This is a genomic window from Crocosphaera sp. UHCC 0190 (assembly GCF_034932065.1).
Taxonomy (GTDB): domain Bacteria; phylum Cyanobacteriota; class Cyanobacteriia; order Cyanobacteriales; family Microcystaceae; genus UHCC-0190.
The window spans coordinates 302,684-328,084 of the sequence record NZ_JAYGHP010000004.1; the positions used below are offsets into that span (position 1 = coordinate 302,684).

The window sequence follows — 25,401 nt, forward strand, 5'->3', positions numbered from 1 at the left end:
TGGGTAAAATTAATCAAAGAACAAGTTCTAGAACCCCTGGTAAAACATTAAGGGTTAATTCATTGGGTAAGATTCCTGGAAGGTCAATCCCTTGGTTATTACCCACATCAAGGAAAGCATGGCCAGCTTGTTCAATTAACTTGACAGCATTGGGATCAATATTAGTCAGACGCAGTTTATCCCCCGCCTCAAAATCTTGTATAGTATCTAGCCCATCACCAGCTTGATAATTAAAAATATCGGCACCGGAACCACCCCTAAGAACATCATTACCGCGGCCACCTGTGAGGTTATCTCCCCCGGAACCCCCTGTCAAGGTATCATTCCCCCCGTCACCTGTTAAGGTATCATTGCCTGAACTCCCATCAATGAGATCATTACCCGTCGTCCCATTGATGAGATCATCGCCTCCGGTTCCAGTGATAGTATTGGTTACGGTTGAGGAATTGTCGGCGGTTTGAACCGTTGCAATAGTTTGAGAAGGAGATGGTACTGTATTCGTTGGGGTTGAGGTTGGAGTACCGATAAAAACATTATCGATGGCTTGAAATTCCGTAGCCGTAACCCCCCCTGTGGTAAAACGTATGGCAATAAACTCGTATCCATTTTGAAAGTCAACTTGATCAAAAGTCAATGTCTTCCAGTCAAACTCACTTGTCGCAACATTACCTGTATCAAGAAGGGTAGCAACATTAATTGCTTGAGTTCCATTACTAACCGGGGTTTTAGTATCCCAATTACTCATTTTGAACTGACCATCGATACCATAGACTTGTAAACGCAGTGTATTCCCTGAACCCGAATTTTTAGCATCAAAGCTGATAGTTTGTAACCCTTTAGTATTGGTGTTGTTCCCAATGATTTCCGTTAATCCTGATGCCCCATCATTATCAGCATAAGCCCATTCTTTGAGAGCATCTTTGTTCCATTTGCGAGCATTAGGACGAATCCAACCTTTATCAGCATCCTGCCAAACTGTAGTTCCCCAATTTTGTACAAAGGTATCCCCACTAGCAGCACTAAAAGTAGCGTCATTGACTATATTGCCATTACTGCCATTAACGGTTAGGTCAACTGTTGCTGTGCTTATACCACCTTTTCCATCAGCAATTGTGTACTCAAAACTATCATTTCCTACAAATTGAGATTGGGGTGTATAAGTTAGAGTTCCATCTCCATTGTCAATTACTGTACCATTGGTGGGTTTAGTGACATTATTAACAAAAATAAAATCTCCATTTTCATCACTATCATTGGCGATAACATCAATAGTCACTGACTTATCTTTATCAGTTTTGGCAATATCATTAACCGCTAGGGGAGGAGTATTTTGAGGAGTATAGGGATTAGATAAATTACCAATAAAAACATTATCAATGGCTTGAAATTCAGTTGCACTAACTCCTGTTGTTCTGAATCTTAGGGCAATAAATTCATAACCAGCACCAAAATCAATATTTTCCCACTTAAAGTTTGTCCAGTCAAACTCACCATTGGCAATATTTCCTGTATCTAGAAGAGTAACAGACTCAAAAGGAACGGTGTTGCTGACATTTTGGGGAGAATCCTTACCATTATTAATCAATGTAAATTGTCCATTAACACCAAATACTTGCAATTGTAAGGTATTACTCAATCCTAAATTTTTAGCATCAAAGCTGATAGTTTGAAGTCCTCTATTAACTGATTGATTATAAATAATTTGGGTAAGTCCATCGGCTCCACTATCATCAGCATAAGCCCAACCGTTAACTAGATCTTGATTCCAGCGATGACCGCCAGGAATAAACCAAGTTGACTCTGATGGTGAACTTTTACTATCAAGAACGGAATTATACCAATAAGTAGTTCCATAATTACTACTAAAGCCTGTGTCAGCACTATTAAAACTCCCATAGTGAACAATATTTTGAAAAGGTTGAGATTCAACAGTAATATTTTGAGCAGTAGTTGCTGTATTTCCTTGTAAATCAGTTACTTGAAGTTCTACAGAATAAGTTCCTGGATTTTCATAAACATGAGTGGCGTAACGACCAAAATCATCAAATTGGCCGTCGTTATCAAAATCCCAAGCAAAGGAGGCAATGGTATTATTGCCAGCAGTATAAGGATTATTGGTTGAGTCGGACCAACTAAGAAGATAATCTGGATCAAAAGATTGACTCCCATCAAATTCTAGAGCTAATCCCCCTTTTGAGATAGTTTTGAATTGAGCAACGGGAGCTTTATCATTAGAGGGGATTTCAAAGATAGGATTACCCTGAATTGCAAAATAAGGAGTTATCGGTATTTGATCTGTTCCTGGCGAGAGTGGAGTATCATTTGCAGCATTACCTATACGACCCGCTCCTGGAGCAAGATTATAGATATTATTAGCATAAGTTCCACCGATTAACTGAGAACTCCCAAACGAAGCTTCAGAATTATATGCCTGTGTACCAGTTTGCGGAATGGTTACGCCAAATTCAAAACCTTCTACATGAAGATTATCGTAAATAATATTACGAGCATTCTTATCACTATAAATTCCGACCCCTCTTGGTTGAGAGATGTCAACACCTTCTCGCAAAATCGGTGAGTCAGGATTGCCAACAATCAGAGAATCCTTCAGAGTAATATAGGAAGAGTAAGAAATCTGAACGCCATCTTGACGAACTCCCCAAATTTCAAAACCTTCAAAAATACTTTGTTGATCGTGTCTAATTCCCAACTGATCAAAGCCACTATCATCACGAGTGACTCCTCGAATTTCTATACCAGCATCGGCATTATAAACCGTATTATTTTTAAAGTCCTGAACGGGAACCTTCCAAGAATCAATAGTAGTTGCATCGCCCGCGATTTCTTGCAAACCTGTCGGCAGATTATCAACAGATATTTGAGGTTGGCTAAAAATATCGTTGTGTCCGTAGACAATAATCCCAGAATCTTTGGTTCCTGTTACGATGTTGTTTTCAAAGGCGGTGGCGGAATAAGGAGTTTCCAACCAAAATCCCATACCTTCAGTGCCAAAATCTTTAAGTAGGCCTCTAGCATCGTTAGGTTTAAGTAAATCTGCTGGTTGATCAGTAACTGCTCCTGCTGCTTTAATGGCAATATTACCGCGAAAAGTTGCTTGTTCATCCCCATTTTCAGTGACGTAGTGCGCTCCTAAAACATCAAAAGAGACGTTTTCTTCTACAATAGCTCGACTACTATGGATTGCAACTCCCCAACCTGGACTGCCCCAAACTGCATTTCCGCTAATTTCAGCCGCACCTGTCCCGTTAGGATCATGCTCAAAAACTTCATGGATATGAACAGGATAACGTCCTTTGGCATTAGTTCCTGTGCCTGGAATTAAATTTCCATTACTATCAAATTGAGGATCATTAAGAATAAGATCTTTATTAGTTCTTCCTAAATCATAAAAACCAGCATTATCAATGACTGTATTGTGATCCATAAACATCGTATGTCCCCGTTGGGAGATAGGAGTTTCCTCACCTCCTTCGGTTTCAAAGCTGACATTGCGACTTAAATTGGCAACATAAATATCGAGGCCAAAGCCATCAGGGGTTGTATGATTAAATCTTAAAGCATTGCTATTAACATCATTATGTTTAAAAGTAATTGTATTGCCATCAATCGATTCAATGGTTAAAACTTCATCTTCAGTTTTACTATTATCATCATGGGAACCTTTCTTATTCCATTCGGTTCCAGTGAGAACGATTTTATCACCCACTTCCCAGTTAGTAGGTACAGGGTTAGCAAATGTTAATTGTGTGGCTCCGGCTAAATGATTACCAGATAAGGTGATATAAGGCGTTTTTTCTTCCCCCACAATGCTAACAGAAGCTCCATGATCGGCGACTAATCCGCGACTAAATTGATTAGGGTCCCAATCTAAATCAATCTCGCCATTCCCAGGATCAACAGGGGCAAAAATAATCTTAGCTTCAGCATTAATTGGGTTAATTTTTGTTCCCATCTCTAGGTTTCCTGTATCAGAAATTGCCATGAAATCAACCACCATTTGGGTGTCTTTATTCTGATCAAAGGACAGTTTTCCATCAACTCTTACTGTATGTAACCGAGCGTTGCTGATGCCATCGTAGTGAACTTCAACCCCTTGGGAAATTAAAACATCAGCATTGTCGTTAGGAACGACTCCATTTTGCCAAGTATGAGGATCGAACCAAGAACCATTATTAATCGCTATATGAGTTGCCTGATCTTGGGGAACAAGATCTAAAAAGCTAGAATGTATATCCATATTCATATTCATATTCATATTAATTCACTAATAAAAAATGCTTCCTTAATCTAAATAGTTCCCATTCAAGGAAAAATCAAATCACTATTTACCAGGAATTTACTATATTGTTTGTATTTTCTATTCCATGTATTTTCTATTGGTGAATTTACAGACAAAAGACTTCCTGGTATATACTGAAATCTATTTCTCTGACCAAAAGCAAGTTAAGCTAACAGGCATTTTAAATGTCTGTTAGCAAGGTCAAAACCAAGACTAACCTCAGCAACCAATAATGGATTTAAAAAGTCAAGAAAATGTCAATAGTTTGTTATAAACTACTACAAAAATTTTTTCTTTTATCAATTTTTTCTTAAATACTAAATATTCTTTGTTCTTGGCAAGCTGTCTAATAAAGCAGGAATTTTACTAAATCAAACTGAATTAAGTGGGATCGTGATACACTTGTTGACAAGTAATGAAACTTCCGTGATAAGATGTTCACAAAATATTGACTTTCCTAGAAGGAGAATGATTTTTATAGCATTTTTTCGGACTTATCAACTGCACCCTACTTTATTCCCTATTCCCTAAAACTAGAACATTTCGTACCTCATCAGTATGAGAACTTGTATACTATGTTATTAACTGGTTAAATTTTAATGTCATCAACCAAAAAACAGGCTATTAACGGTACTATCTGGACATTAGTGGGTTATGGAGGCTCTCAAGTCATCCGTCTTGTCAGTAATATTATTCTGACTCGTTTGTTGGCACCAGAATTATTTGGCTTGATGGCTTTGATGAATACTTTTATTCAAGGACTTGCCATGTTTTCAGATGTGGGGATTCAGCCGAGTATTGTTCGCAGTCCGCGAGGAGATGACCCTACATTTCTTAACACGGCTTGGACTATACAAGTGATTAGAGGGTTTGGTTTATGGTTAGCTTGTTGTCTGATTGCTTGGCCAGTTGCCCAATTTTACGGAGACATTCAACTACTTTGGCTACTTCCAATTGTTGGTTTGACAACCATAGCCGCAGGATTTAACTCTACTGCTTTGGCAACCTTAAATCGCAAAATGAAAATAGGCAAGTTAACTATATTTGATGTGGGCATTCAAGTTTTTTCTCTAACTTTCATGACAATTTGGGCTTATTTTCAGCGCACCATTTGGCCTTTAGTTGGAGGGAGCCTATTAGGCAGTTTCGTAAAGAGTATTGGGAGTCATTACCTCGAACCAGAGATATCGAACCGATTTACTTGGGATAAAGAGTCAGTTAAGGAACTTACATCTTTTGGTCGCTGGATATTCCTATCCACAATGATGACTTTCATTGCTTCCCGTGCTGATAGACTAATACTGGCAAAGCTTTTCTCTTTAGAAGTACTGGGAGTATATACCATTGCGATAACATTTGCTGAAATACCCAAATCAATCATCCAATCAATAGCGGGAAAAGTTATTTTTCCGGTGATTTCTCAAAATATTGAATTACCCCGTCATCAACTGCGAGCCAAGATTATCAGATCACGAAAATGGATTTTGATCGCACTGGCATTTGGAGTCGCTATTTTGGTTAGCTTTGGAGACCTGCTAATTTTTGGATTGTATGACCAAAGGTATGCTCAAGCAGCTTGGATGTTGCCATTGATAGCACTTGGACTTTGGCCTCTCATTTTGTATCTGACAATTGGACCATCTTTGATGGCTTTGGGTAAGCCAATGTACACGGCAGCTTCTACTTCTGCTAAGGCTATTTTTATGATAATGGGATTACCGATCGGCTTTAAGCTTGGGGGTATTTTGGGAGTAATTATAGTTATTATGCTTAACGATTTGCCTAATTACTGTATAATCAATTATGGACTATACAGGGAAAAACTTATAGCTATCTCACAGGACGTTAAATTAACCATGTTTTTGGTAAGCCTCATTTTAGGGTTTTCCTCAGTTCGTTTCTTTGGGGGATTTGGTATTTCTATTTCTAGTATTTTGTGAACAAACAATCTAAAAAATTGCTGTTTGGCAAAAATTTTACTTCCTTTTAACTCGAAAAAGTAACCAAGTCCCATTATGGAAATTAAAGATCAGGAGTTGAAATAATGCGATTACCCGACTTTATTATTATTGGTTCTGCTAAATCAGCCACCAATACACTATATGAATACTTGTTTCGTCATCCTCAGATTTATATGAGTAAACCAAAAGAACCAGAATTTTTTGCCAGAGATAACAAGTATGATCAAGGATTAGAGTGTTATGCTTCGTTATTTCAAGAAATGCAATCACATCAAATTGCTGGAGAAGCTTCAACAATTTACACAAGATATCCACAGTTTCCCAATTGCGCTGAGAGAATCGCAAAAAATCTGCCTAATGTTAAGCTCATTTATATTATGCGAGACCCAATTGCGCGAGCTTATTCACATTATCAACAAGAAATTAAAGGACAGCAAAATAAAAAAATACAATTGAAAATTTTAGAAACTTTTGAAGAAAAAATTTATCGAGACTCTATGGTTCTTGATAGTAGTAACTATATGTTACAAATAGAGCAATACTTGCCGTTATTCCCGAGAGAATCTTTTTTGTTTATTATAATGGATGATTTCTTGAATAATATTGCAAGTACCTTAGCTGAAGTATGTCGTTTTCTTGAAGTTGATGATAAAGTTGACTTAATGCAAGAAAATGAACCCATTGCTGCCAATGAAGCTAAAACTCACGCTAAATGGTTCCTCCGTTCTCGTATGACAGAGCCTCTCAAAAGAATTCCAGGCGTAAAAAATTTAGCCACCTTGTTTCCACAAAAAATCAGGGATCAGGTCTATGAAAATTTTATTGTTAATTTACCTTATAAACAAAAAATGGAAAAGGAATATTTACCGCAACCAATGCTACCAGAAACCCGACAAAAGTTGCTTGAATATTTTCGAGAACCGAACCAGAGACTTAGTGAGTTTTTGGCTAGAGACTTATCTCACTGGAATCAGTAAATTGGAAACTTTATTTGGAGAAAATTGGTAATGAGTACATTGAACGAGATATTAAGCGAAATATCCCTAGTAACAGCCAACTATAATGATGGCATTGTCTTTGCCGATATTATCCAAGACTGGTTCAATTTTCTAGGGGGAAAACCAGGTGAAGTTGTTGTTGTAGATTGTGGTAGTAATTCACAAACTCAGGATATATACTGGCAATTATACAAAGAGAGAGTCATAGACAAATTACAAGTTATTCAGTCTGATCATCAAGATAACAAAGAGGGAAAGCACAGCGGATACATTAAGGATTATACTGCCTGGATGATTACCAGTAAACCCTATGTATTGCTTTTCCGTATTGATACCTTACCCTATAGAAATGGTTATGAGAATTGGCTTGAAGAATCGATCAATTATTTAGAGCGAGATGATGTCTTTGCAATTGGTGGTTCATTTAATAGAGCCGCTAAACATCACGATGCTTGGCCTGGATGGTATTTCAGTCATAAATGCAGTCATAATTTTTCTCTCATGAAACGAAGCACACTCATGTCAGCTATTTATGGATATGCTAGTGATTATATTATTTCGGGTTTCCGAAGTCAAAATCCTTCTCAAGCTATAGATCCTCGTGGTGTGTTTGAATTAGCTCTTGAATGGTATATGGAAAAGCATCAGATGTTTACTTTATGTAAAATTGAAGATGAAAATTGGACAGTTTTTCATACTAATGTTCATGAAGAACGTTTAAAAAAAACTCGTGAAAAATATCTTCAGCGAATTGATATTGAGCGTTTTATGAATGCAGGATTAGATCAAGAAGAACCAATTTATGGGCAAGGAAAATACTATGGTAATTTTTATGGAAAACCTCCCGTTAGTTTGGTCAAACAAATACGAATAAATTTTGGAAGATCCTTCTTAGGTTCCTATTGGCGAAATTTGAAAAAACAGTACAATGAACCAACATAACTAATTCAGGATAGTAGCCTTGATAAGTCATGAAAATTACATTCATTCTTAAGAACAGTGCCAATATCCGAGGAGGAGTTCGTGTTATAGCAATTTATGCCAAATACTTACAAAAACGCGGACATCAAGTTTTTATTGCTTCCCTTCCTCAAGCTCACCCAACTCTGGGTCAGCAACTTCGTTCACTAATTAAAGGAAAAATTTTAACTCCTCCTAAGAACAACTCTTCATCTTACTTTAATGATCTAGGGGTTATTGTTCATACTATAGAGAGTCAACGTCCTATTGTTGATTCTGATCTTCCTGATGGTGATGTGGTAATAGCAACTTGGTGGGAAACTGCCGAGTGGGTAGAGAAACTTTCCCAAAAAAAAGGGACTAAAATTTACTTTATTCAACATCACGAACTTCATGATTATTTACCTATAAACAGAGTCAAAGCCACTTATTTACTTCCATTACATAAAATTGTTATCGCTCAATGGCTTAAGGATTTAATGTTTAGTGATTATGGAGATGAGCAAGTTTCCCTGGTAGCGAATAGTGTGGATATGAAGCAATTTAATGCTCCTCCACGTAGTAAACAGTCAATCCCTACCGTGGGACTAATGTATTCTTCATTAGATTGGAAAGGATGTGATATTAGTCTAAAAGCATTCACTTTAGCTCAAAAAACAATACCTCAACTACACCTTATCGCCTTTGGTCAAAAAGATATTTCCCCTAATTTACCTTTGCCCTATGGCACCAAGTACATTCAACAACCTTCCCAAGAAACCATCAAGGATATCTATGCTAGTTGTGATGCTTGGTTATTCTCTAGTCGCTTAGAAGGATTTGGTTTACCGATTCTTGAAGCCATGGCTTGTCGAACTCCCGTGATTGGAACCCCTGCTGGTGCTGCCCTTGAACTAATTGCTAAGGGTGGTGGTATATTAGTTAAACCAGAAGATCCTGAAGACATGGCAAGAGCTATAATAGATATTATTAATTTGTCAAATCAACAATGGCAAGTCGTATCTGATGCAGCCTATACAACAGCAACCAGTTATACATGGGAAGATGCAACCACTCTTTTTGAGGCTGCTCTTTATACTGCTATAGAACGCACCAAAAATGGGGAGTTAGGTGAAACAAAGATCAGATAAAATAGAATGAATACAAGTCTTATAAATAAGACCTAAAAATACCATAAACAAGTGTCTAAAATTTTAGTGACTGGTGCGGCTGGGTTTATTGGCTTTCACCTAAGCCAAAAACTCCTAAATAGAGGCGAAACTATTGTTGCCATTGACAACATTAATAGTTACTACGATGTATCCCTCAAAAAAGCTCGCCTTGAGCAGATAGAAACAAACAAAGAGTTCCGTTTTTACCAATTAGACATTGCTGATAGAACAAGTATTTCAGAGTTATTTTTTCAGAACGATTTTGACTATGTTATTCACTTAGCGGCTCAAGCAGGTGTTCGTCATTCCTTAAAAAATCCTCATGCTTATGTTGATAGTAACCTAGTCGGATTTGTTAATATCCTAGAAGGCTGTCGTCACAGCAATATTAAACACTTAGTCTATGCTTCTTCTAGTTCTGTATATGGAGCTAATAAGAAAATTCCTTTTTCAACAGAGGATAATGTCGATCATCCCATTAGTTTATACGCTGCCACGAAAAAAGCCAATGAATTGATGGCTTATAGTTATAGTCATTTATATGGTTTACCTACCACTGGACTCAGGTTTTTCACTGTTTATGGCCCTTGGGGTCGTCCAGATATGGCCTATTTTATGTTTACCAAAGCCATCCTAGCAGGTGAACCGATAAACGTATTTAACAATGGTAAAATGAGACGAGATTTTACCTATATTGATGATATTGTTGAAGGGATAATAAGAGTGATGAACCATATTCCTAAATCATTAGACTCCGGTGAAGGAGTTGCCTATAAAGTTTATAATATTGGTAATAATCAGCCAGTAGAACTGTTGAAATTTATTGAAATGTTGGAGAATTCTTTAGGAAAAAAAGCCATGAAAAACTTTTTACCAATGCAACCAGGGGATGTTCCCATGACTTATGCTGATATTGACGATTTAAGGGGAGATGTCGGGTTTCAGCCTAAGACACCACTAGAAGTAGGGCTAGAAAGGTTTGTCTCTTGGTATCAAAGGTACTATCAATCTTAAAAAATTGCAAAATCTACCTCAAAGAAGTGAGGCTAATTTATGATTCTTCCACCTCAACTGGTTATGTTAGCCTGGTTGCCGATACTCCTGTCTATCTTTACAAAATTTTCATCCAGGAGGGCAGTCATCATCAGTTTCTTAGTAGCCTGGCTGTTTTTACCCCAAAGAGCAAGTTTTGCTTTACCAGGACTTCCAGATTACACAAGGATATCAGCTACCTGTTACGGAATTTTGCTGGCAACGTTTCTTTTCGATGGTCAACGCTTTCGCTCATTTAAGTTTGGTTGGCTTGATGTCCCCATGGTGATTGCGTGTATTTGTCCATTTTTTTCCTCAATGAGTAATGATTTAGGAGCTTACGATGGACTCTCAGCTACATTAAACCAGATAGTTAGTTATGGGTTTCCCTATTTTTTGGGTCGAATTTATTTTAATGATCTCTCTGGTTTGCGTCAGTTAGCTATAGGAATTTTTATTAGTGGATTAATCTACGTTCCCTTATGTTTATATGAAATTAAAATGAGTCCCCAACTTCATCGTATCGTATATGGTTATCACTCATACGGTTTTGTTCAAGCAATTCGATATGGGGGATTTAGACCAACAGTTTTCATGCTACATGGACTTGAAGTAGGAATGTGGATGATGTCAGCAACATTAATTGGAATGTGGTTGTGGCAAGGGAACGTTCTTGAGAAAGTTTGGAACATTCCTATCAATTGGTTAGTGTTAACATTAATAATTACACTTATCTTAATTAAATCTACTGGGGGATACGCTTATTTTGCTTATGGAATTATAATTCTTTTCACAGCTAAATGGTTTCGTAATTCTACTGCTTTATTAATGCTGATTATAGGAATCTCACTATACTTATGTTTGGCATCTAGTGGCAACATGACTGTTCAAAAAGCTCAACCATTACTGTCTACAATCTCTAATATAGCTGGCCCAGATCGAGCCGGTTCTTTAGAATTTAGATTAGCGAATGAAGAGTTACTGGTAAAAAAAGCTCTTGAAAGACCAGTTTTTGGTTGGGGAGGATGGGGACGCAATCGCGTATATGATTATAACTGGGAAGGTCAATTAGTAAGTGTGTCGGTTACTGATAGTTTATGGATCATTACTTATGGTACTAAGGGCTATGTTGGTTTAATTAGTTTATACGCTTCTTCGTTGCTCCCCGCATTAAGTTTTTTTTGGACAGGCTATCCTGCTCGCTTATGGTTTCATCCCAAAATAGCACCGGCTGCTGTTCTGTCAGTTATAATTGTCTTGTATATGTTAGACTGCACTCTGAACGCGATGTTTAACCCAATTTTTACTCTTGTATCTGGGGGTATAGCTGGATTGGTAATGCAAAAACAAAAAACATCCATCAGGACTTATAGCCAACTCGGCAAAATTAAAATATAATTTCCCTAATCAGAGTTTCTCCGATATCAAAGCAATAAGGTTCTACCACAAATTTCTATGACTGTAATTAGACAAGCTATTTTTCTTGTCGGTGCCGAGCGTTCTGGAACAACTGTTCTTAGGCTAATGCTCTCTCACCATTCCCAAATCTCTTGGTGTCAAGAATTTGAATATGTAGTAGATCAAGTTGAAGATGATGGGAAGTTTCCTGAACTTGATCGGTACTATGAATGGCTAGAAACTAACCGGGTTTTTCAAGGGAGAAATTTTGCCATTGATCGAAGTTTAGATTATTTTCAATTGGTTAATAGCTTTTTAAAACAGCAATTAGAGCGAGATCATAAAAAACTTGTTGGTGCAACTGTTCACCGTCATTTTGATAGACTAATTAAAATTTGGCCAGATGCCCGTTTTATTCATTTAATTCGAGATGGTAGGGATGTCGCTCGTTCTTGTATAGGTATGGGATGGTCTGGTAATGTTTGGACAGGAGTAGAACGTTGGCTAGATGCTGAATGTTTATGGAATCAACTCAAAACACAAATTACCCCTGATAGATATATTGAAGTTACCTATGAAGATCTTATTACAAACCCAGCGCAAATATTGACACATATTTGTCATTTTATGGGCTTAGAATATGATCAAGCCATGTTGAATTATGCCCAGGATACAACCTACGATTTACCGGATGCTAAATTTATACAACAGTGGCGCAAGAAAATGTCCGAGCATGAAATTCAATTAGTTGAGTCAAAAATTGCACCTTTACTTCAAGATAGAGGGTATGAATTGAGTGGTTTACCTCATCTAGAAGTGACACCATCAATGGAACAAAAAATTCGATTTCAAGATTGGTGGTTTCGCTTAAACTTTCGGGTTCAGCGTATTGGGTTAGGATTATTCTTAGCAGATTATCTGTCTCGAAAACTGAGAATTAAGCCACTCGAAAAAAGCACTAAGTTAAAAATCAATGAAATTTCTGTGCGTTATCTTAAGTAAAATTATGTATTTTTTGTCTTCAATATTTCTAAGGACAAAATAAAGTATCTTTTGTATTTTTTCCCGTTATTGGATTAGTTCCTTTCGCAATTGTACATAATTTTTGTTCTGCGTCAGGACGTAACAAAACATCGGTAAAATCTGCCCCATCAATAATTGTTGTGCTACTAAATAAGGTATTAGTGGCAAATGCTCCTTCTAAAATTGCATTGGTAAAGTTAACTTTTGTTAATCTTGCTGACTCTAAATCAGCAAATCTTAAGTCTGCTCCTTCAAAATTAGCGGATTCTAAATTAGCGGAAAAAAAGCGAACTCCTTGTAAGTTTGCATGGCTGAAATTAGCTCCCCTTAAGTTAGCATGATCAAAAATAGCATCCCGTAAATCTTGACCCGAAAAATCTCTTTCCACTAAATTTTGTTGACTATAATTAACTGCCCAAGCAGGTTCAATCTGTGCTAACAATAGGAAAGAAATCAATACATAAGTAATTATTAGGAATAATCGTTTATAATAAAAAGTTCTAGGGATCATTATCTTCATAATTTCGATTAACACTTTCTGAATAATAGTCTCTTAATCTACTTTACACCAATTTTATGACATCAATTGGTCAAATTGGCGAACAATTTGTGGGTCAATGGTTAATTACCCAAGGTTGGCAAATTTTGAAACAGCGTTGGCGATCGCCTTGGGGAGAAATTGACCTTATTGCTCAACATTATAACCCTTGTGTGGTGGCTTTTGTCGAAGTCAAAACCCGTCAAAGTCGTAATTGGGATAGTGGGGGAGTCTTGTCAATTACCGCACAAAAACAAGCTAAAATTAGGCAAACAGCCGATTATTTTTTAGGAGAATATCCCCAGTTTGCCGATTTTCCCTGTCGGTTTGATGTGGCTTTAGTTCATTATAAACCTTGCCCGAAAAAATCTTTAAACCAAGAAAATATTACCATTAACATAGGTGAATCTCTAGAATGGCAGGGTTATAAATTAACCTTATTAGATTATATTGAAGCTGCTTTTTAACAATGTTTTCTCGGAGCAATTCATGAATTGCTCCTACTTTATTTATATCCCTAACTGATTAGGATTACTCGGTTTTTCTTGAGGTTGAGGTTTATTGTCAGATTGATTAGAATTATTTGGTTTAGGTTGAGGCTTATTTTCTACTTGTTTAGGAACAGGACGAGGTTGATAATATTTAAAGTGTTGATAAACCGTTCGAGAAAATTCTTGAATTAAAGCACGACCTGCTGGATCATTATAAGCGCGTTGGGCAAATACTGCCCCAATATAACGTTTACCCGTGGGAATATCAATAATGCCAACATCCCCTAAAATTATCCCAATATCACCAGTTTTATGAGCAATATTAGCGTCTTTTTCTAACCCTTGAGGTAGTAAAGTTCTAGTTTTTGTTTTTTCCATAATACCTAAGAGGCGATCGCGGGATCTCGGACTGATAAAATCTCCCCGTTCAACTCTCGCTAAAAGTTTGGCTAAATCTTCTGAACTGGTGGTATTAGTTCCTTCTAAATCAGGTAAAGGATTATTAATAACTGTATGAGTTAATCCCCATTCTTTAAACCTTTGATTAAGAACTTCTTTACCGCCAATTTGCCGAATTAACATATCAGTGGCCGTATTATCACTAATAATAATCATTTTAGTCGCCACTTCTAAGGCGGTAAATTTTTTCCCAACCTGCATATACTGCATATCACCGGAACCACTGGTTATGATAGATTTATCCATTGTCAGCATTTGATCGAGATGAATATTTCCCTTATCCACTTCTTCAAAAAAAGCGACTAAAACCGGAACTTTAATGGTACTGGCCGCAGGAATAGGTGTCGATCCATCTAAGCTCACATAGGCCCCATTATCTAAATCAATAAACCAAGCTTGCGGCTTAATTTTAGGATATTTTGTCGCAATAGTTTGTAATTTAGCTTTGAGATCCGTTAACTCTTGACTGACAGGAATAGTTGTCTCTTGAATCGCTGTTACTTTTGGTTCGGGAGTTGATGGACTTTCTTCAGGAGGAGTAGCAACTTGAGTAGTCTTAAAATAAGTACCTAAAATTCCTGTAGGATTGAAAATAGTCAAAGTGGTTCCCGCGATCGCCCCAATACCTACCCCTGCAATCCCAATACGAAGCAAGTACAATAACAGGGAAGTTAACAGATTGGGGGAACGTTTTTTATCCCCTTGACGGGACTTTCTCTGAGAATCTACCCCCTGACGCTCAACCATTAGGGTCGATGATTCTTCTGTATTATTGGCCCCAGGGGAACGCTTTGCTCCTGATACAACGGTTACTCGTTGACTACCCTTATTACTATTAACAGCACGGCGAGATGATAGCTTAGTTTTAGAAGAATCAGCAGTTCGACGGGGCATGATTAATGTTCCTTATGATACAAATTACTATGTGTTAATGAGCCAATGATTATTTAATGTACTGCAAATTTTGTGTTTCTTAGCACAGGAGTTTCCATCTATCTTGAGAATGATTTTTTAGAGAATGAGGAGGCGATAAAAGTATGATCATTATTGTCTGAATCTTCTGCATAGTGTGTGATTGATGAGTGCGTAACTGACAACCTCAAAATCTTCTAGCTGGTTCGTGATTCAACAAAAAGTTAGGGTTGCTTGCCTTGGTGACTCTCAACTGGGGGTAAAAGTTGCCAAACCCAATCAACTTGTCTCAAAATTCCCCGCAACATTGCCACTTCTTCTGTTGTCAGGTTAGCTTTACGATAGAGTCTACGGAATTTTTCCAGACGGGCATTAGCCGTATGGGGATGAAGATAACCAATTTTTAGCAAAACTGCCGTAAGATGTTGATAATAGCCTTCTAATACTTCAAAAGAGGCAGATTCATCAATTGATGATAAGGGGGTTTCTGTGTGAATTTGTGCTGCTTGGTAAAGTTCATAGGCACAGACAGCCACCGCTTGCGCTAGATTTAAGGAAGGATATTCAGGGTTGGCGGGAATGGAGACAAAACGCTGAGCATAGTTGAGTTCATCGTTGTTTAAACCCCGATCTTCAGGGCCAAATATTAAAGCAGTTGTCAGGGTTTCTATTAATAACCAGGGTAAGGCTTCCCGTGGTGTTTCAAAGGTGGTGGAGAGGGAACGCGATCGCCCGGTGGTGGCAATAATGCGCTGACATCCTTGCAAGGCTTCCGGTAAACTGTTAACTTCTGTGGCTTGTTCTAACACATCAAGGCCATGAACAGCCATGCGTCTTGCTTCTTCACTCAGGCGATCGCAATGGGGATTTACTAATATTAATTGATTTAATCCCATGTTCTTCATCACTCGCGCTACTGACCCCACATTTAAGGGGCCTGCTGGTTCTACCAATATAATCCGAACTTTTTCGAGTACAGTATTATTCATACATGAGACAAGCTATAATTACAATCAATACTCAACTCAACATTAACGAAACTTATTTCCCTAATTATAAATAAGCAATTTCCTTAAGTTGAAATTGAAGGAATCGAAAAATGTCAGATGAAGAACTTAAACAGTTAATTGCGTCTAATGCTAAAGTGATTGAAGCTTTAGCAAATACTATAGCAGAAGATAAAGCAGAAAGAAAAAAAGCCTATCAACAATGGGAAAAAGATCGTAGTCAATTATATCAATACATGGGAAGAATTGCGGCTGCACAGTCTAGCTTTTACGAAATACAAGCTGATTATTATCATCAATTAGCAACTTTATCGGAAAAACAGACGACAATTAAAGAAAGACAAGTAGAGATACAAGAGAAAATTAGTCAACAACAATCTCAAATTATTGAAATCCTTAACCGATTAACTTCTTCATAACTTTATCGATATTTTTTCAATGCCAAAAGGTTAGATACAGTGTTATACCTAACCTATTTCTTCAAAAATAATTGCTAAAAAAAATCTAAACTTAAAGACGTTGACGAGAAACCAGCTTTTCGACAGTTGCTTGGGTTTCGTGGAGTAATTGCTGTCGAGGATCATTACTTTGGGTTAGGGTAGGAACTAAATTTTTCGCTTGTAGTGCCATGTGTAGTTGTAGCTGAGCAACATAGTCCCGAATGTTTTCTTGAGCAAGGGAGTGATCGACGTTAGCGGTTTCCATCATCAAAAATATCCTCCTGGCTTGAGTGCAACCTGTTTATTCATCACCATAGACGTTATCATGTCTCTCGGATTCCTGTACTAAAAAACTACAAATTTTAAATATTTCTCAACATACCGTAATATTTTTCTGTAGGGGCAATGCCCCAAACCGCAATACTTTGAAATTAATCATACATGAGAGAATCCATTGGTATTTTTTATGGGATCAGTGTGGGAACAGGTGATCCTGAACTGATAACGATTAAAGGGCTAAAATTATTACAAAAAGTTTCGGTGATTGCTTTTCCGGCCGGTATCAATCATCAACCAGGTTTGGCTGAACAAATTATCTCCCCTTGGCTGAGTTCCCAACAAAAAAAACTCCCCCTGATCTTTCCCTATGTCCAAGACGAGGCCAGGTTACAACAGGCCTGGAAACAGGCTGCTATTGATGTCTGGGGCTATCTTCAGCAAGGTGTTGATGTCGCCTTTGCTTGTGAGGGGGATGTGAGCTTTTATAGTACCTTTACTTACCTCGCCCAAACTCTCCTTGCAACTTATCCTCAAGTGGTCATCAAAACTGTGCCTGGGGTCTGTTCTCCTATGGCAGTCGCTTCTGTCTTAGGAATACCTCTCACCCTTCGTTCTCAACGTTTGGCTATCCTTCCTGCCCTCTATAGGGTGGCTGAGTTAGAAGAAGTGTTAACCTGGGCGGATGTGGTGGTCTTATTAAAGGTAAGTTCAGTCTACAATGAAGTATGGACGATCTTACAAAAGCTAAATCTATTAGACAAGGCCTGGATTGTTGAACGGGCGACTCAAGCTGAAGAAAAAATCTATCGAGATCTTGGCGATCGCCCTCACCTTACTCTCTCCTACTTCTCCCTACTCATTATCCAAGTTACCCCTTCCTGACTTTCGTAATATTTCTTAATATTCTGCAAAGCCTGATATAGCAAGACTTCAGAAGATAAATATAAAAATGTATTCCTTGTTACAGCAAGATTGGAGTTTATTATTTAGGGCAATTGGTTTATAGTAAACATTAAGCCTCCTTAGTCACTTGGAAGATTTCTATGAGCCTTACTACTCTTAAACCCTCTCCTGCTTCAACCAATTACACTATTAGCATGATCAAAGATGAAGTTCGTCAGTTAGTGGAAACGGGAACAGTTAGTCGTCAGCAACCCCTTTATGTTCTCTGTGAGTTCATTCCTCCCCGCGAGTGGGTTTGTGTGGAAAGTGAATTAGAAAGATCTGAATATTTACTACGGGATCAGATTGGAGATCTGATCGCTTGTGAGAATTGGGATAATGACTAATCTTTAAACTCTTTGAAAAAATCGTCATTTCCTACAATAGTTTGATTGTTAGATAAGCCACTAAAACAATTGTCACAGATAAACTTTGAAAAAGCGAGTGAAGTCTTAGTCACCCAGTCTAGGACTTCAATTGTGTTGATTTTCTGACAATATATGATTGATGGGTGAGGGATAAATATTGATGGCGACTCTTCTCTTGAGTTTTTCTCATAATAGATTGAAAAAAACGTAATCTGACCAAGGAACGTAAGCATTATTACTGATAATTACCCTAGATTATTAAGAAAAGCATAAATTTATTAAATTTGTGACAATAATACCTAGAAAATGTAATAGGTAACACGAAAAATCTTGACACATTTGGCAGCAAAATTGGATTATTCTAAGTATATAAGGACTTAATGTTCACACTGGTTTGGTATTGTTCTGATGAATACTCACACACTTCCTGCTCCCCATCGTCCCAACTATTCCATTGATATTCTACAAGAAGAAGCACGCCAGCTAGTTGATCGCGGCGCAATCAGTCGCCAACAGCCCATTTATATCTTATGCGACTATATTCCTGCGAGAGAATGGGTTTGCGTAGAAAGTGAACTGGAAAGATTTGAATACTTATTACGCGATCGCATTGGAGATCTGATCGGGTCAGAAAATTGGGATAATGACTAGACTATTTTTGCCGTAGTTCTTCAAGTTCCCGCCGTAAGGCCATCACCTGTTCTGTCAACTGTTGAATTTCTGAGTCAACATTGCCCTTGGTTGAGATGGAAGAGCTTGAAGATTGACTAGGGTTGGAAGGGCGATTTGACTGATTCAACCATTGATCAAGCAAGCGACGGGCTTCTTGTTCAGTTATCTCGCCTTTTTCCGCCCATTCTTGAGTTTTTTCCGACATCTGAGTTTGCAGAATTGAGAGAGTTTCTGATCGCTTTTGAGGATCTTGAAGGGTTTCTAACAGGGCAGCAGTGGCTCCCACTCCGATGTGGAAACTTTGCTGTAACAGTTGAAAGAAAGTGTCTGTATTCATAAACCCAGATGAGTTAACACAAGCGTTTAACAGTATAACCCAAGTTTTTAGGAAAATTTTTTAAATTAGGAGATCCCGTTTCCACAAGGAATTAATTCCCGTTGAGACATAATCCCAACTAATCGGATGATTATTACCCAGAGCCACAGCGATATCTTGTTGAATGGCGATCACCTTAAAGCCAATTGCAGCGATTTGGGGACAATATTGCATCACATTTCTCCGCCAACGTCTGACAGCATGAACTCCTCCTTTAGCATAAATAATTCGTCCCAAATATAAATAAATTCTGGATTCTTGGCCCTGACCAGAAAATTAGGGGTGCAGGCTCCCCGCCGTTGACGGCGCACAGTCTCAATATTTTATGTTATACTGAGTTTACGCCCACAAGTCTTGCGTCAAATGATAGTTTACGAATTCAAGCTCAAAGGAAAAATCCAGCAGTATCAAGCCATCGACGAAGCCATCAAAACCGCTCAATTTGTCCGTAATAAATGCTTACGGCATTGGATAGACGGTAAAAACGTTAGCCGTGCGGAACTTTATCGGTACAATACAAAACTACGTTCTGAATTTCCTTTTGTCAAAGACTTAAACTCTCATGCAAGCCAAGCTTCCGTCGAAAGATGTTGGTCGTCAATTGCTAGATTTTTTGATAATTGTAAAAAGCAAATCAGGGGGAAAAAAGGTTATCCGAGATTCAAGAAAAATGCTCGTTCCGTCGAGTATAAAACCAGTGGCTGGAAACTTCTAGATCCCAAACATATTGAGTTTACTGATAAAAAAGGAATTGGTAAACTCAAGTTAATTGGAACCTGGGATTTAGCTTTTTACTCTGAAGATAAAATCAAGCGGGTTAGGTTAGTTCGTAAAGCAGACGGTTATTATTGCCAGTTTTGCATATCTGTTGATATTAAAGAGGAATTGCTGCCAACTCATAAAACTATTGGTTTAGATGTTGGTTTAAAGGAATTCTATACTGATTCCCAGGGAAAAAATGAACCTAACCCTAGATTTTATCGTCAAGGTGAGAAACGATTGAAGTTTTATCAACGTCATGTTTCTCGTAAAAATAAAGGCTCAACCAACCGTAAAAAAGCTATTAATAAACTTGGACGTAAACATCTCAAAATAAGTAGGCAACGTGAAGAACACGCTAAGAGACTAGCTCGTTGCGTAATCCAATCTAACGATTTGGTAGCCTATGAAGATTTGAGAATAAAAAACTTAGTTAAAAACCACTGTTTAGCCAAGTCAATTAATGATGCTGGTTGGTATCAATTTAGAAAGTGGTTAGAGTATTTTGGGGGAAAAATGGGAAGAATAACTATTGCTGTCAACCCTGCCTATACTTCACAAAATTGCTCTAACTGTAATGCTGTGGTTAAAAAATCATTATCTACAAGAACTCATATTTGTACTTGTGGATGTCAATTAGATAGAGATTATAACGCAGCAAAAAACATTTTAAATCGAGCCTTGGGTACGGCAGGTCATGTCGGAACCTGGATCTTAGATCCGAACGATTCAGGAGATTTGTCCTCTACTTTTGTTGGAGAAATCCTGCATCAGCAAGACGGGTCGTTGATTGAAGAATCCCCGCACCTTTAGGTCGGGGAGTGTCAATATCTTGTAAATGGAGTTGACCACTAAATTGATCCTTCTTAAGATTCTGAAATAAAGTAGCTTGTTGAGAAGTTGCAAAATTAGTAAAACAAAAGGGCGAAGGCTCGGTGGTCACTGGTGTTGCGGGGGAAGTACCAAAAGAGGTTGAAATGCTGGTTTTTTCTGTTTCTAGGTTAGCCTTGGTCATTTAAAGGGAACTTTGATGAATTCATAATTATTGATATCCTGTCATGGTTCTTCCTAAATTCCCGTGATTTTTATCCCTTCCTTAACCTAACCATTATGAATTAGGTAAGTGATTTGTTCCAGAATTCGTTATCATGCCTTAATAAGTCGTGAATTGTGAGAAGTGAGACGGAAATGAATCAACAATCTTCCCTCGAATCAAGTAAGAGAAACAGACCCAAGGTATCACCTTGGCTGAAACAAGGAATGAGTCTTCTAGGAGGACTGGGTATTATCAGCAGTGGGTTGGGGTGGACGCAAGCGTTTGCCTTGACGGAAACTTTGGTAATTCCTGAGAGTCCTGCCCCTGTAACGAAACCCGAAGCCATTTCCCCCAGTCCGGTCAAAATCCCTAAAGCCTCGCCCTATGTGGTTCCTAGTGGTGCGACTCAAACCAAGCCCACCCTACAAAGAACCCAATTTAAGCCGGAAGAACCGAAAGTTGCGCCCAAACCTTCCATTTCCCCTCGTCAAGAAACAGCGGCTCCGAAAGTTAAACTTTCTGCCCCTAAAATTCTAGACCCAGCAACCGCTAAAAGTGATAGCTCCTCGTCTATTAATCCGGTTATTTCCCAACCTCAAACCATTCAGTTAGCCCCCTCTGTTACCATTCAGGGTCAGAATAGTTACATTGATACGACCTCTTACGGTAAGGTGCCAAGTCAACGGGCAACATCTCCCGGTTCAGTCGTGCTAACGGAACGTTCTACGGGATGTCAAACCGTTGCCAACAATGGTCAGTTATTACGGGTGAGTTGTGGCCCAGTGGCGAGAAACCAGCCTACTCCAACCCTTGCCCAACCGATAGCACCTCGTCGTGTGACCTTAGCCAGTCGCCGACAAACTATCCCCGTTACGGTTGCCGTTGCTCAGGGGCTTGGTTCTGCACCTCTCCAAGTGCAACCCCTTCGGATTAAAAATCGTCCTGTTTCTTCAGAGCAGGTGGTGAGTTTACAACCCATTGCCCGACAAGGGTTTTCTATTGCCCTAGAGCCAATTCCTCGTTACAATCGGGCAGCTTCAATGTATGCTGCCGCGACAGGAACGCCCCAAGGTCGTACTGACTTAATTTTCCCCTTACCTGTGGTAGCAAGTATTACGTCGGCTTTTGGTTGGCGGACTCACCCCATTGCTGGTACGGGAAGAATGCACAATGGGACTGATATTGGCGCACCTCTTGGCACACCAGTTTTAGCAGCCTATGCGGGAGAAGTGCTAAATGCTGACTGGTTAGGGGGTTATGGGTTAGCGGTCACGCTACGCCACCTAGAAGGCACTCAAGAGTCTCTTTATGCCCACTTATCGGAAATCTATGTTCAGCCTGGAGAATCGGTGGAACAGGGTACGGTCATTGGACGGGTTGGTAGTACCGGATACTCAACGGGGCCCCATTTACACTTTGAATGGCGACATCTCACAGAAGAGGGATGGGTTGCTGTCGATGCCGGGGTTCATTTAGAGTATGCTTTGGATAATTTGATGCGTGCAATGCAGTTGGCTCAGTCACAGAACAAGCCTCAAGGATAAAATTGGACCATAATGATCTTTTTTGTTGATGGCGGGTTGTGTTCTTATGCAGCATAACCCGCTCTTATTTGCCGCCAAAAATAAAGATTTTTATAGAAAAAAAGCCTACGAATTTAGGCTTTTTGAATTGATATTTGCGCTCAATTTTTAACCGATTTAACCGAATCTTCCACTCACATAATCTCTGGTAGATTCTTGGGCGGGATTTTGGAAAACGACTTCAGTATGATCATATTCCACTAAATAGCCCACTTTACCGCCTTTTGGGGTAGCTTCTGCATTATAAAAAGCCGTTAAATCTGATACCCGTGAGGCTTGCTGCATATTGTGGGTGACAATAATAATGGTGTAATCTTGCTTCAATTCATGAATTAATTCTTCAATTTTTAGGGTAGAAATGGGGTCAAGAGCCGCGCAAGGTTCATCCATTAAAATAACGTCAGGTTTCACAGCAATGGTTCGCGCAATACATAATCTTTGTTGTTGTCCCCCTGATAAAGCAAGGCCACTTTGCTGTAATTTATCTTTGGTTTCATCCCAAATAACCGCTTTTTTTAGGGAGGTTTCAACTAATTCATCCATGTCCCCTTTAAAGCCATTTAATCGCGCACCAAAGGCAATATTTTCATAAATTGATTTGGGGAAAGGGTTGGGTTTTTGAAATACCATCCCAATACGACAACGCAAGTCTACAGGGTCAACTTTATTGGCGTAAATATCCTTGCCATGATAGGTGATTGTTCCATCAACTCTGCAAATAGGAATCAAATCATTCATGCGATTAAAACACCGCAAAACGGTACTTTTTCCACAGCCAGAAGGGCCAATAAAAGCCACTACTTTATTTTGAGGAATGTCTAAGGAAACATCCCGAACAGCTAAATTAGACCCATAAAAAACATTAAGATTCTGAGTCCTTAAAACGGTTTCTGTTGCAATATCAGTCATCATTTTCCTACCTTCAACCTCTAGTAATTAGTAACAAAAATCTGCCCAAGTTTAACCAAAACGTCCACTGACATAATCCTTAGTATCCTGTTGACTAGGATTGCCAAAAATTACCTCAGTATTATCATATTCAACCAGAAAACCGACCTTACTGCCTTTATCCGTTGCCTCAGCATTAAAGAAAGCCGTCCTATCAGCAACACGGGTGGCTTGCTGCATATTATGGGTGACAATGACGATGGTATAATTTTCCTTTAATTCGTGCATTAATTCTTCTACTTTTAAGGTAGAAATGGGGTCTAATGCAGAACAAGGTTCGTCCATTAACACAACTTCTGGTTGAGCCGCAATGGTACGAGCAATACAGAGTCTTTGTTGTTGTCCTCCTGATAAAGAGAAGCCACTTTCTCCTAATTTATCTTTGACTTCATCCCATAAAGCAGCCCGTCTTAAAGAAGTTTCTACCAACTCATCTAAGTTCTCTTTATAGTTATTAACTCTGGCACCATAGGCAACATTATCATAAATAGTTTTAGGGAAAGGATTAGGTTTTTGGAACACCATCCCGATGCGTTTTCTCACTTCAATGGGGTCAATATCAGGGGCATAAAGATTTTGTCCATGATAGTTAATTTGGCCATCAAGGTGAAAGCTATCAATTAAATCATTGAGTCGATTTAAACAGCGTAAAATGGTACTTTTTCCACAACCAGAAGGGCCAATAAAAGCTGTTACCTGATTTTTAGGAATGGTAAAAGTAACATCACGAACAGCGCGATAACTGCCATAATAAATATCCACATGGTCTAAACTAAAGACCGTCTTTTCTGTGGTAACTTGTAAAATTTCTTGTTCTAGGTTTTCCATCTTAATTTACTCCTGAAAATGTTCAATTTCCTCCTCAATTTTGTCTCACAATTAATAAGTCTTCTGACGAGTTGCCCAGCGAGCCGTGACACTCGTAATTAACACTAACAACACTAAAATTAAAGACCCTGCCCAAGCCAATTCCTGTTGTGGTTTAAACGGCACAATGGCATAGTTATAAACTAACACGGATAAGGTGGCGATGGGTTCTAACAGTCCTTTGGGGGGGGGACTGGGCCAAAAGTTGGAAAAAAGGGCAGTAAAAATTAAGGGAGCAGTTTCTCCCGCAGCACGGGCAACCGCTAGAGTAACACCCGTTAAAATTGAAGGAATTGCCGCCGGAAGGACAATTTTTAAGACGGTTTGATACTTATAAGCTCCGATACCAAAAGCGGCCCAGCGCACATCTTGAGGAACAATTTGTAGAGCCTCATCCGTCGTTCTAATAATAGTTGGTAACATCAAAACCGAGAGCGCAACACCCCCGGCAATGGCGGAAAATCCTACAATTCCTGATGCCACTAATAAACCATAAGCAAATACCCCCGCAATAATAGAAGGGACTCCACTTAACACATTGGTAGCAAAACGTACCCAATAAGCGATTTGATTTCCCTCACTAAATTCCGAGAGATAAACCGCAGCTAAAACCCCAATAGGAACAGCAATCAATGTGGCAATGGCTACAGTAATTAAAGTCCCAATAATTGCATTGGCAATGCCTCCTTCCGAGAGTCCAGGAGGGGGCGGTAACTGAGTAAATAAGTCAAAATTAATTCTTCTAAATCCCTGAAGTGTCACAAAAACTAAGACAGCAAACAGAGGAATTAGGGTAATAATCATACAGAGAGAAGCGATTCCCGTCCAGAAGCTATTAATAAGGGAACGGGGGCTAGTGGGCTTTTTTTTCAGACTTAATTCTTGAGATTCCATGATTGAA

The 25,401-nt window shown here is 38.7% G+C and carries 24 protein-coding genes; 14 read left to right on the plus strand and 10 right to left on the minus strand.

All coding sequences use genetic code 11. From position 1 onward, the window contains the following. Positions 1 to 13 precede the first annotated feature (13 nt). Complete coding sequence (locus VB715_RS09020; RefSeq protein WP_323300865.1) at positions 14 to 4,276, minus strand: G8 domain-containing protein; 4,263 nt, start codon at positions 4,274 to 4,276, stop codon at positions 14 to 16. 623 nt (positions 4,277 to 4,899) lie between these two features. On the opposite strand from VB715_RS09020, the gene VB715_RS09025 reads away from it, so the two are divergent. The 7 genes from VB715_RS09025 to VB715_RS09055 all read left to right on the plus strand — a co-directional run bounded on the left by VB715_RS09025 (position 4,900) and on the right by VB715_RS09055 (position 12,802). Then, positions 4,900 to 6,240 (plus strand): oligosaccharide flippase family protein, encoded by a 1,341-nt coding sequence (locus tag VB715_RS09025; protein WP_323300866.1) that lies wholly within the window; start codon positions 4,900 to 4,902, stop codon positions 6,238 to 6,240. 104 nt (positions 6,241 to 6,344) lie between these two features. After that, complete coding sequence (locus VB715_RS09030) at positions 6,345 to 7,238, plus strand: sulfotransferase domain-containing protein (protein ID WP_323300867.1); 894 nt, start codon at positions 6,345 to 6,347, stop codon at positions 7,236 to 7,238. A 30-nt stretch (positions 7,239 to 7,268) separates the two neighbouring features. Then, complete coding sequence (locus VB715_RS09035; RefSeq protein ID WP_323300868.1) at positions 7,269 to 8,201, plus strand: hypothetical protein; 933 nt, start codon at positions 7,269 to 7,271, stop codon at positions 8,199 to 8,201. Between the two features lie 29 nt (positions 8,202 to 8,230). Further along, positions 8,231 to 9,349, plus strand: coding sequence for a glycosyltransferase family 4 protein (locus VB715_RS09040; protein ID WP_323300869.1), 1,119 nt, complete (start codon positions 8,231 to 8,233; stop codon positions 9,347 to 9,349). Between the two features lie 51 nt (positions 9,350 to 9,400). Next, positions 9,401 to 10,384, plus strand: a complete 984-nt coding sequence (locus tag VB715_RS09045; protein WP_323300870.1) for an NAD-dependent epimerase — start codon at positions 9,401 to 9,403, stop codon at positions 10,382 to 10,384. Positions 10,385 to 10,423: 39 nt separating this feature from the next. After that, positions 10,424 to 11,800, plus strand: a complete 1,377-nt coding sequence (locus VB715_RS09050) for an O-antigen ligase domain-containing protein (RefSeq protein WP_323300871.1) — start codon at positions 10,424 to 10,426, stop codon at positions 11,798 to 11,800. A gap of 57 nt (positions 11,801 to 11,857) precedes the next feature. Further along, complete coding sequence (locus VB715_RS09055; RefSeq protein ID WP_323300872.1) at positions 11,858 to 12,802, plus strand: sulfotransferase; 945 nt, start codon at positions 11,858 to 11,860, stop codon at positions 12,800 to 12,802. Between the two features lie 28 nt (positions 12,803 to 12,830). Here VB715_RS09055 and VB715_RS09060 read toward each other — a convergent pair whose 3' ends face one another. After that, entirely contained in the window at positions 12,831 to 13,334 is a 504-nt protein-coding gene (locus tag VB715_RS09060) for a pentapeptide repeat-containing protein (protein WP_323300904.1), read from the minus strand. A 65-nt stretch (positions 13,335 to 13,399) separates the two neighbouring features. Here VB715_RS09060 and VB715_RS09065 point away from each other — a divergent pair, with 65 nt between their 5' ends. Beyond that, complete coding sequence (locus tag VB715_RS09065; protein ID WP_323300873.1) at positions 13,400 to 13,828, plus strand: YraN family protein; 429 nt, start codon at positions 13,400 to 13,402, stop codon at positions 13,826 to 13,828. A 42-nt stretch (positions 13,829 to 13,870) separates the two neighbouring features. Here VB715_RS09065 and VB715_RS09070 read toward each other — a convergent pair whose 3' ends face one another. Continuing rightward, entirely contained in the window at positions 13,871 to 15,205 is a 1,335-nt protein-coding gene (locus VB715_RS09070) for a serine hydrolase (protein WP_323300874.1), read from the minus strand. A gap of 242 nt (positions 15,206 to 15,447) precedes the next feature. Continuing rightward, positions 15,448 to 16,212 carry an RNA methyltransferase gene (locus tag VB715_RS09075; protein ID WP_323300875.1) on the minus strand — a complete coding sequence of 255 codons (765 nt, stop codon included), beginning with the start codon at positions 16,210 to 16,212 and terminating at the stop codon, positions 15,448 to 15,450. A 110-nt stretch (positions 16,213 to 16,322) separates the two neighbouring features. Here VB715_RS09075 and VB715_RS09080 point away from each other — a divergent pair, with 110 nt between their 5' ends. After that, positions 16,323 to 16,649, plus strand: a complete 327-nt coding sequence (locus VB715_RS09080; protein WP_323300876.1) for a hypothetical protein — start codon at positions 16,323 to 16,325, stop codon at positions 16,647 to 16,649. Between the two features lie 91 nt (positions 16,650 to 16,740). Here the strand turns inward: VB715_RS09080 and VB715_RS09085 are convergent, their stop codons facing one another. After that, positions 16,741 to 16,938, minus strand: coding sequence for a hypothetical protein (locus VB715_RS09085; RefSeq protein ID WP_323300877.1), 198 nt, complete (start codon positions 16,936 to 16,938; stop codon positions 16,741 to 16,743). Between the two features lie 173 nt (positions 16,939 to 17,111). Between VB715_RS09085 and VB715_RS09090 the strand changes: the two genes are divergently transcribed. From VB715_RS09090 to VB715_RS09100, 3 genes are all read left to right on the plus strand, one after another. Then, complete coding sequence (locus VB715_RS09090) at positions 17,112 to 17,831, plus strand: precorrin-2 C(20)-methyltransferase (protein ID WP_323300878.1); 720 nt, start codon at positions 17,112 to 17,114, stop codon at positions 17,829 to 17,831. Between the two features lie 161 nt (positions 17,832 to 17,992). Next, positions 17,993 to 18,238 (plus strand): DUF4327 family protein, encoded by a 246-nt coding sequence (locus tag VB715_RS09095; protein WP_323300879.1) that lies wholly within the window; start codon positions 17,993 to 17,995, stop codon positions 18,236 to 18,238. 429 nt (positions 18,239 to 18,667) lie between these two features. Continuing rightward, positions 18,668 to 18,910 (plus strand): DUF4327 family protein, encoded by a 243-nt coding sequence (locus VB715_RS09100; RefSeq protein ID WP_323300880.1) that lies wholly within the window; start codon positions 18,668 to 18,670, stop codon positions 18,908 to 18,910. A gap of 1 nt (position 18,911) precedes the next feature. On the opposite strand, the gene VB715_RS09105 is transcribed toward VB715_RS09100, so the two are convergent. Continuing rightward, positions 18,912 to 19,268: a hypothetical protein gene (locus VB715_RS09105; RefSeq protein WP_323300881.1), complete on the minus strand. Its 357-nt coding sequence runs from the start codon at positions 19,266 to 19,268 to the stop codon at positions 18,912 to 18,914. A 60-nt stretch (positions 19,269 to 19,328) separates the two neighbouring features. Then, positions 19,329 to 19,544 (minus strand): hypothetical protein, encoded by a 216-nt coding sequence (locus VB715_RS09110; protein ID WP_323300882.1) that lies wholly within the window; start codon positions 19,542 to 19,544, stop codon positions 19,329 to 19,331. A 126-nt stretch (positions 19,545 to 19,670) separates the two neighbouring features. Between VB715_RS09110 and VB715_RS09115 the strand changes: the two genes are divergently transcribed. Both VB715_RS09115 and VB715_RS09120 read left to right on the plus strand, forming a co-directional pair. Next, the gene (locus tag VB715_RS09115) at positions 19,671 to 20,879 is read left to right on the plus strand and encodes a transposase (RefSeq protein WP_323300883.1); all 1,209 of its coding nucleotides are present in this window, start codon (positions 19,671 to 19,673) and stop codon (positions 20,877 to 20,879) included. 375 nt (positions 20,880 to 21,254) lie between these two features. Next, positions 21,255 to 22,646 (plus strand): M23 family metallopeptidase, encoded by a 1,392-nt coding sequence (locus tag VB715_RS09120; RefSeq protein ID WP_323300884.1) that lies wholly within the window; start codon positions 21,255 to 21,257, stop codon positions 22,644 to 22,646. Positions 22,647 to 22,802: 156 nt separating this feature from the next. Here VB715_RS09120 and pstB (VB715_RS09125) read toward each other — a convergent pair whose 3' ends face one another. From pstB (VB715_RS09125) to pstA, 3 genes are read right to left on the minus strand one after another with little or no spacing between them, the layout of a single operon-like run. Beyond that, entirely contained in the window at positions 22,803 to 23,597 is a 795-nt protein-coding gene (gene pstB, locus VB715_RS09125) for a phosphate ABC transporter ATP-binding protein PstB (protein WP_323300885.1), read from the minus strand. 48 nt (positions 23,598 to 23,645) lie between these two features. Beyond that, on the minus strand, positions 23,646 to 24,461 hold the full coding sequence (pstB, locus tag VB715_RS09130; protein WP_323300886.1) for a phosphate ABC transporter ATP-binding protein PstB: 816 nt from the start codon (positions 24,459 to 24,461) through the stop codon (positions 23,646 to 23,648). Between the two features lie 51 nt (positions 24,462 to 24,512). Further along, complete coding sequence (gene pstA / locus VB715_RS09135) at positions 24,513 to 25,394, minus strand: phosphate ABC transporter permease PstA (protein ID WP_323300887.1); 882 nt, start codon at positions 25,392 to 25,394, stop codon at positions 24,513 to 24,515. Positions 25,395 to 25,401: the final 7 nt, after the last annotated feature.

Coding starts and splice junctions, on each gene's coding strand:
- VB715_RS09020 (WP_323300865.1), bottom strand. CDS start 4,276: ATGAATATGAATATGAATATGGATATACATTCTAGCTTTTTAGATCTT.
- VB715_RS09025 (WP_323300866.1), top strand. CDS start 4,900: ATGTCATCAACCAAAAAACAGGCTATTAACGGTACTATCTGGACATTA.
- VB715_RS09030 (WP_323300867.1), top strand. CDS start 6,345: ATGCGATTACCCGACTTTATTATTATTGGTTCTGCTAAATCAGCCACC.
- VB715_RS09035 (WP_323300868.1), top strand. CDS start 7,269: ATGAGTACATTGAACGAGATATTAAGCGAAATATCCCTAGTAACAGCC.
- VB715_RS09040 (WP_323300869.1), top strand. CDS start 8,231: ATGAAAATTACATTCATTCTTAAGAACAGTGCCAATATCCGAGGAGGA.
- VB715_RS09050 (WP_323300871.1), top strand. CDS start 10,424: ATGATTCTTCCACCTCAACTGGTTATGTTAGCCTGGTTGCCGATACTC.
- VB715_RS09055 (WP_323300872.1), top strand. CDS start 11,858: ATGACTGTAATTAGACAAGCTATTTTTCTTGTCGGTGCCGAGCGTTCT.
- VB715_RS09060 (WP_323300904.1), bottom strand. CDS start 13,334: ATGATCCCTAGAACTTTTTATTATAAACGATTATTCCTAATAATTACT.
- VB715_RS09065 (WP_323300873.1), top strand. CDS start 13,400: ATGACATCAATTGGTCAAATTGGCGAACAATTTGTGGGTCAATGGTTA.
- VB715_RS09070 (WP_323300874.1), bottom strand. CDS start 15,205: ATGCCCCGTCGAACTGCTGATTCTTCTAAAACTAAGCTATCATCTCGC.
- VB715_RS09075 (WP_323300875.1), bottom strand. CDS start 16,212: ATGAATAATACTGTACTCGAAAAAGTTCGGATTATATTGGTAGAACCA.
- VB715_RS09080 (WP_323300876.1), top strand. CDS start 16,323: ATGTCAGATGAAGAACTTAAACAGTTAATTGCGTCTAATGCTAAAGTG.
- VB715_RS09085 (WP_323300877.1), bottom strand. CDS start 16,938: ATGATGGAAACCGCTAACGTCGATCACTCCCTTGCTCAAGAAAACATT.
- VB715_RS09090 (WP_323300878.1), top strand. CDS start 17,112: ATGAGAGAATCCATTGGTATTTTTTATGGGATCAGTGTGGGAACAGGT.
- VB715_RS09095 (WP_323300879.1), top strand. CDS start 17,993: ATGAGCCTTACTACTCTTAAACCCTCTCCTGCTTCAACCAATTACACT.
- VB715_RS09100 (WP_323300880.1), top strand. CDS start 18,668: ATGAATACTCACACACTTCCTGCTCCCCATCGTCCCAACTATTCCATT.
- VB715_RS09105 (WP_323300881.1), bottom strand. CDS start 19,268: ATGAATACAGACACTTTCTTTCAACTGTTACAGCAAAGTTTCCACATC.
- VB715_RS09115 (WP_323300883.1), top strand. CDS start 19,671: ATGATAGTTTACGAATTCAAGCTCAAAGGAAAAATCCAGCAGTATCAA.
- VB715_RS09120 (WP_323300884.1), top strand. CDS start 21,255: ATGAATCAACAATCTTCCCTCGAATCAAGTAAGAGAAACAGACCCAAG.
- pstB (WP_323300885.1), bottom strand. CDS start 23,597: ATGATGACTGATATTGCAACAGAAACCGTTTTAAGGACTCAGAATCTT.
- pstB (WP_323300886.1), bottom strand. CDS start 24,461: ATGGAAAACCTAGAACAAGAAATTTTACAAGTTACCACAGAAAAGACG.
- pstA (WP_323300887.1), bottom strand. CDS start 25,394: ATGGAATCTCAAGAATTAAGTCTGAAAAAAAAGCCCACTAGCCCCCGT.